7 protein-coding genes are annotated in these 5,819 nt (G+C 74.5%); 3 read left to right on the top strand and 4 right to left on the bottom strand.

Annotated elements, in window-relative coordinates; translation table 11 throughout:
• From N869_RS12385 to N869_RS12375, 3 genes are all read left to right on the top strand, one after another.
• Window positions 1-926 (top strand): ketopantoate reductase family protein (locus tag N869_RS12385; RefSeq protein ID WP_232229721.1); only part of this gene is annotated, 926 nt, incomplete at its 5' end.
• Window positions 927-969: 43 nt separating this feature from the next.
• Window positions 970-1,590 (top strand): pentapeptide repeat-containing protein, encoded by a 621-nt coding sequence (locus N869_RS12380; RefSeq protein WP_035062159.1) that lies wholly within the window; start codon window positions 970-972, stop codon window positions 1,588-1,590.
• Window positions 1,591-1,658: 68 nt separating this feature from the next.
• A complete protein-coding gene (locus N869_RS12375) occupies window positions 1,659-2,450 on the top strand; it encodes an SGNH/GDSL hydrolase family protein (protein WP_035062157.1) in 792 nt (263 codons plus the stop codon).
• Here the strand turns inward: N869_RS12375 and N869_RS12370 are convergent.
• The 4 genes from N869_RS12370 to N869_RS12355 all read right to left on the bottom strand — a co-directional run.
• A complete protein-coding gene (locus N869_RS12370; protein ID WP_052105510.1) occupies window positions 2,447-2,947 on the bottom strand; it encodes a GNAT family N-acetyltransferase in 501 nt (166 codons plus the stop codon). The genes N869_RS12375 and N869_RS12370 overlap by 4 nt on opposite strands.
• 5 nt (window positions 2,948-2,952) lie before the next feature.
• Window positions 2,953-3,654 (bottom strand): phosphoribosylformylglycinamidine synthase subunit PurQ, encoded by a 702-nt coding sequence (gene purQ / locus N869_RS12365; protein WP_035062165.1) that lies wholly within the window; start codon window positions 3,652-3,654, stop codon window positions 2,953-2,955.
• Window positions 3,655-3,692: 38 nt separating this feature from the next.
• Entirely contained in the window at window positions 3,693-3,977 is a 285-nt protein-coding gene (purS, locus tag N869_RS12360) for a phosphoribosylformylglycinamidine synthase subunit PurS (RefSeq protein ID WP_035062155.1), read from the bottom strand.
• A 161-nt stretch (window positions 3,978-4,138) separates the two neighbouring features.
• Window positions 4,139-5,819 (bottom strand): SpoIIE family protein phosphatase (locus N869_RS12355; RefSeq protein WP_156968530.1); only part of this gene is annotated, 1,681 nt, incomplete at its 5' end.

The raw sequence follows: 5,819 nt of genomic DNA, 5'->3' as shown, positions 1-5,819 counted from the left end.
GCGGGATCGGGCGCCCTGGGGCGCCGGAGTGGAGGGGTGCGATGGGTGGGCGGACGGTTGCGGTGCTGGGGCCCGGGGGTGTGGGCGGGCTGGTCGCGGCGCTGCTGGCACGGGACGGCAACGACGTCGTGGTGCTGGGCCGTGAGCAGACCACCCACGTGATCGCGGCGCGCGGGCTCACCGTCCGCAGCGCCCAGCTCGGGGACCTCCACGCCGACGTCGACGCCCGCCCCACCCTGGACCGCCCGGTGGACCTGTGCGTGGTGGCCGTCAAGGCCACGGCCCTGCCCGACGCCCTGGACCGGGCACCACGCGACGTCCTCGGCGACGGGCTCGTCGTCCCGCTCCTCAACGGGACCGAGCACATGGACGTGCTGCGCGAACGGTACGACCCGGCGCAGGTCGCCGCCGGCGTGATCCGCGTCGAGGCGGCCCGCACCGCGCCCGGTCGAATCGTGCACTCCAGCCCGTTCGTGCAGGTCGACCTCGCCAGCACGACCGCCCCGCGCACCCGCCTCGACGACGCCACCACCGCGCTCACCTCGGCCGGTGTCCAGGCACGGGTCCTGGACGACGAGGCCCGGGCCCTGTGGGACAAGCTCGCGTTCCTCGCCCCGTTCGCCCTCCTCACCACCCGGTACAGGGCGCCCATCGGCGAGGTGCGCACCACCCACCGCGACGAGCTCATCGCCCTGGTCCACGAGGTCGCCGCCATCAGCAGGGCGGCCGGCGGGACCGGTGACGCGGCCACCGCCCTGGCCCGGTACGAGCAGTTCCCCGCCGACGCCCGGTCGTCCATGCAACGTGACGCCGAGGCGGGCAACCCCCTGGAGCTGGACGCCATCGGCGGTGCCGTCCTGCGCGCCGCCGAGCGGTACCACCTCGACGCCCTGCACACCCGAACCCTGGTCAGCGCACTCAGCTGACCTGCTCGCCGGGCCGCGCCCCGGATGCTGGCATGCTCGGGGCATGAGCCCCGCCGGACGGCACCTGGAGCCCTTCACCGGGTCGCTCACCCCGGACGGCGACCACGAGCTGGTCTCCTTCACGGACCTGGACCTCACCGGCCAGGACTCCTCCGGTGGCCGGTTCGACGAGTGCACCCTGCTGCGGGTCGACCTCGACGGCACCCGGCTCGACTCGGCCTCGATGATCGACACCGTTCTCGACACGTGCCGGGCCGGTGAGCTGACCCTGGTCGGCGCGACGATGACGCGCGTCCGGTTCACGGGGTGCCGGCTGGGGGCGGTGCAGGCGTACGACGCCGAGCTCGCCCACGTCACCATCGACGGCGGCAAGATCGACTACCTGAACCTCCGGGGCGCCGAGCTCGCCCACGTCACCCTCACGAACTGCACGTTCACCGACCTCGACCTCTGCGGCGCCACCGTCACCCGGCTGACGATCGAGGGATGCCGCATCGGGCGCCTGGACGTGAACCAGGCACGCCTGACGGACGTCGACCTGCGTGGCGCGGACCTGCACGGCCTGGACGGGTTGGCCGGGCTCGCCGGCGCGACGATCACCCACGAGCAGGCCCTGGAGCTCGCCCCCGCGCTGGCCGCGCACCTGGGCATCACGGTCGCCTGAACGCGCCCCGCCCGGCTCGACGGCGGTCCCGGATCGCGGGTGCGCGTAGGCATGCCTAGCGTGAGGTGATGGCCCCCCAGCGCTCCCGCAGCACCCGACGGATCCGCCCCGTCCACGGCGTCACCATCGTGGTCGTGGCCCTGGCCGGGCTCGCGATCTGGCTGATCGCGAGCCCCCGCATCGCCGACGCCCCGCCCGATCCCCCACCCGGCGCCGACGCCCCGACTGACACCCGGACGGACCCCATCCCCGAGGCGCAGGACACCACCCCCCGCATCGCGTTCCTGGGTGACTCCCTGACCGTCGGGGTCGGGGCACCCCAGGAGCGGGGGTTCGCGTGGCAGACCGCCGAGCTCCTGGACTGGCCCCTCGCGGTGGTCGACGGGGTCTCGGGCAGCGGGTACGTCGCTCCCGGCCTCGGTTCACCCATGCCCGACCGCGCCGGGAACGTCATCGACGCCGAGCCCGACGTGGTCGTCGTCGCCGGCGGCAACAACGACATCTTCCAGGGGGTCGGTGCCGAGCAGGTCGAACCCGCCGCGGACCAGCTGTTCACCGACCTGCGCGAGGGGCTGCCCGACGCGACCCTCGTGGTCGTCGGGCCCTTCCCCACCAGCCTCGCGGGCCTCGAGACGACCGACCCCGTCCTGGACGCCGTCCGCCGCGTGAGCGCTGACGCCGACGCGCACTTCGTCGACCCCCGTGACCTGCTCGCCGGGCCCCTCGCCGAGCTCGAGACCTGGGACCCGTACATCAGCCCCGACGGCCTGCACCCCAACGAGGGCGGCTACCAGCTCATCGCCGAGGCCCTCGCCGGCGCCCTCCCCGAGCTCACCACCAACGAGCTCACCACACGCTAGACCAGGGACCGTTCGAAGCAGACGGACTCCTCGTCGTCCACGTACGGGCCGTACCTGGGAATCGAGGTGTAGCCGGCCGAGCGGTACAGCCCGATGGACTCCGGCTGCCGCACACCGGTCTCCAGCACCAGGCGTCGCACCCCGCGGCGGACGGCCTCCGCCTCGAGCCGGGTCAGCACCAGCCGCGACAGGCCGCGGCCCCGCAGGTCGGGGCGCACATACATGCGCTTGAGCTCACCGCAGCCCGGCCCGTAGCCGGAGGCGTCCCGCACCGAACCGCAGCCCGCAGGCTCACCGTCCACCCGCACCAGGACCGTGACCAGCATCTCCTCGGTGGGGAGCACCTGCACCAGGTCACCCTGGCTGCCGTACCGGGCCGCCAGCTCGGCCTGCTGCTCGGTCCGCAACGCCGCGACCGCGGGGTCCTCCCACGGCACGACCTCAACCGTCACACCCGCCACGCCCGACGGGCCGGCACCCACGTCCTGGAGGACCACCGGGGTCAGCGGATCAGCGACCGCAGGACGGAGGTGAAGAACCGCAGGCCGTCCACGCCCCGACGGGGGCCCTCAGGCGCGTCCGGGCCGAACCCAGCCTCGACCGCGTGCTCCGGGTGCGGCATCAGCCCCACGACGTTGCCCTCGGCGTTGGTGATCCCCGCGATGTCCCGACGGGACCCGTTCGGGTTCCAGCCCTCGTAGCGGAACACCACGCGGCCCTCGCCCTCGAGCTCGTCGAGGGTGCGCTCGTCGGCGACGTACTGGCCGTCCTGGTTCTTCAGCGGGATGGTGATCCGCTCACCCTGCTCGTAGTCGCGCGTCCACGCGGTGTCGGCGTTCTCGACCGCGAGCACCTGCTCGCGGCACAGGAACGTCCGGTGATCGTTCTTGATCATGGAGCCGGGCAGCAGGTGCGCCTCGGTCAGCACCTGGAACCCGTTGCAGATCCCCAGGACCGGCAGCCCACCCTTCGCGGCGTCGACCAGCTCACCCATCACCGGGGCGAATCGGCTGATCGCACCCGCACGCAGGTAGTCCCCGTAGGAGAACCCGCCGGGCAGCACCACGGCGTCCACCCCGCGCAGGTCGGCGTCGGCGTGCCACAAGGTCACGGCCTCACCGCCCGCCAGCCGCACCGCACGGGCGGCGTCACGGTCGTCCAGCGTGCCGGGGAACGTCACCACGCCCACCCGGGCGCCCGACATCGTCGACTCGGCGGCCGGGGCCGCGGCGGCGCGGGTCGTCACGCGGAGACCGCCTCGGCGGCGGCGCCGTCGTGCTCCTCGGCACGCGCGACCCGGACGACGTCCTCGATCACCGGGTTCGACAGCAGCGTCGAGGCCGCCTCACGGACCTGGGCCAGGACCTCGTCGGTCACCTCGCCGTCGACCTCGAGCTCGAAGCGCTTACCCTGCCGGACGCCGGTGAACCCGTGGAAACCCAGGCGCGGGAGGGCGGCAGCGACCGCCTTGCCCTGGGGGTCGAGGATCTCGGGCTTCGGCATCACGTCGACGACGACACGTCCCACGTCAGGCTCCTGGGGTGTTCGGGTGGCGGCAGGTGGCGGCCTCCGGTGCACGGCGGCGTGCTCGGCCACCGTCAGGGTACCCGGGCGCGCCGGTGCCGCCCGTCGCGGTCCCAGGTGTCAGACACCCCCGGGCAGGCAGCCCGGTGCGCAGGGTCGGGCGGTCACCTCACACCCGTGCGCAGCGCGACCAGGGCCACGTCGTCCATGGGCTGGTCGGGCAGCATGCGGCGCAGCAGCTCGTCGCACAGCTCCCCCAGCGGCAGGTGCGCGAGGTCCGCCACGGCCTCCTCCAGCTGCGCGATCCCGGTGCGGATGCGGCACCCGCGCCGCTCGACCAGGCCGTCGGTGTACAGCAGCAGGGTGGCGCCCCGCGGCAGGACCATGCCGCCCTCCCCCCGGTCCGTGGTGGGGTCCACCCCGAGCACCAGGTCCGGCCTGCCGTGCGTGATGCTCTGCACCTGCCCGTCCGGCATCAGGACCAAGGGCGGCGGGTGGCCCGCGTTCGACCAGCACACACGGGCCCGGCCGGCGGCGACGTCCTCGGCGTCCTGGTGCACCTGGGCGACCACGGCCGTGGCGATCGTGTTCGCCCCCAACGTCCCGATGGCGCGGTCCACGTGGCCCAGCAGCTCGGCCGGTCCGGCGTCCGTCGCGACCCCGATCCCCCGCACCAGCGAGCGCACCTGGCCCATCGCCGCCGCGGCACGGATGTCGTGCCCGACGACGTCCCCGATCACCAGGACCGTCGCGGCGTCACCACGCACGAACACGTCGTACCAGTCGCCCCCGACCTTCGCGGCCTCGGCGGCGGGGTTGTACCGGACCGCGGTCTGCAGGTCCCCGGTGCGCGGCGGGTCGGTCAGCAGGGACCGCTGGAGCACCTCGGCCATCTTCCGTTGGCGCCGGTACAGCAGGGCGTTGTCCAGCGCCAGCGCCGCGCGCCCCGCGATCTCCCGCGCCGTCTCGCGCTCCGGCGGACGCAACGCCCCCCGGTCCGCGGCGCTGATCAAGCCGATCGCACCGATCACCCGACCGCGGGCCACCAGCGGCAGGACGGTGCACGAGTGCGGTTCCAGCTCCAGCAACGCGCGTCGGGCGCTGCCCTCGAGCAGCTCCGCCGCCCACACCCGGACCAGGCCGGCGTCCACCGCGAACTCCGCCTCGACGTCCGGGGTCACGGCCCGGTGCACCGCACGCAGGGGCCAGGGCAGGTCCTCACCGGCGACGACCTCGGAGACCAGGCCCACGCACCGGGCCTCACGGTGGGACCAGGCCGCGGTGCGGACGGGCGACCGGCTCCCGGGCGTCTCGCCCTCCTCCACCATCGTGACCATGCACCAGTCGGCCAGGTCCGGCACCACCAGGTGCGACAACCGGCGCAGGGCCTCGTCCGGGTCCAGGGTCTCGGCCAGCTCGGCTGTGATCCGGGCCGTCAGGGCCGTCCGGACGGCGGTGCGTCGGGCGCGCTCCTCGTCCAGGTGCCGCCCGATGTCGTCCGCGAGCGCCACGGCCGCGTCCACGTCGCCCTGCTCCCAGTCCACGGCACGGTCGGTGACGGTCTGGCGCCAGCGGCGGAACGAGGACCGCGGCGAGAGGGGGGTCACCCGGTTGGAGGTGGACTGGTCCCCCAGCCACTCCACCGTCTGGGCCACGGCCGGTCGGCACCACGCCACGAAGTCACCGCTGCCCAGGGGGACCAGCAGCACGCCCACCGCCGACGGCGCCTCGGCGGCCAGCCCGGGGTGGTCCAGCCCCAGGGACGAGGTCACCAGCGGCTCGGCCCGGCCCGGGCCCACCCGGTCCAGCACGGCCGCCAGGTGGTCCGGGGGCACCACGTCGCCG

The sequence above is a fragment of the Cellulomonas bogoriensis 69B4 = DSM 16987 genome, assembly GCF_000767165.1.
Classification (GTDB): Bacteria; Actinomycetota; Actinomycetes; order Actinomycetales; family Cellulomonadaceae; genus Actinotalea; species Actinotalea bogoriensis.
Note: the sequence above shows the minus strand (reverse complement) of the source record. Positions and strands in the feature narration are given on the sequence as shown.

Excerpts from the sequence above, each read along its gene's own strand:
- N869_RS12380 (WP_035062159.1), top strand. The coding sequence starts at position 970 with ATGAGCCCCGCCGGACGGCACCTGGAGCCCTTCACCGGGTCGCTCACC.
- N869_RS12375 (WP_035062157.1), top strand. The coding sequence starts at position 1,659 with ATGGCCCCCCAGCGCTCCCGCAGCACCCGACGGATCCGCCCCGTCCAC.
- purQ (WP_035062165.1), bottom strand. The coding sequence starts at position 3,654 with ATGTCGGGCGCCCGGGTGGGCGTGGTGACGTTCCCCGGCACGCTGGAC.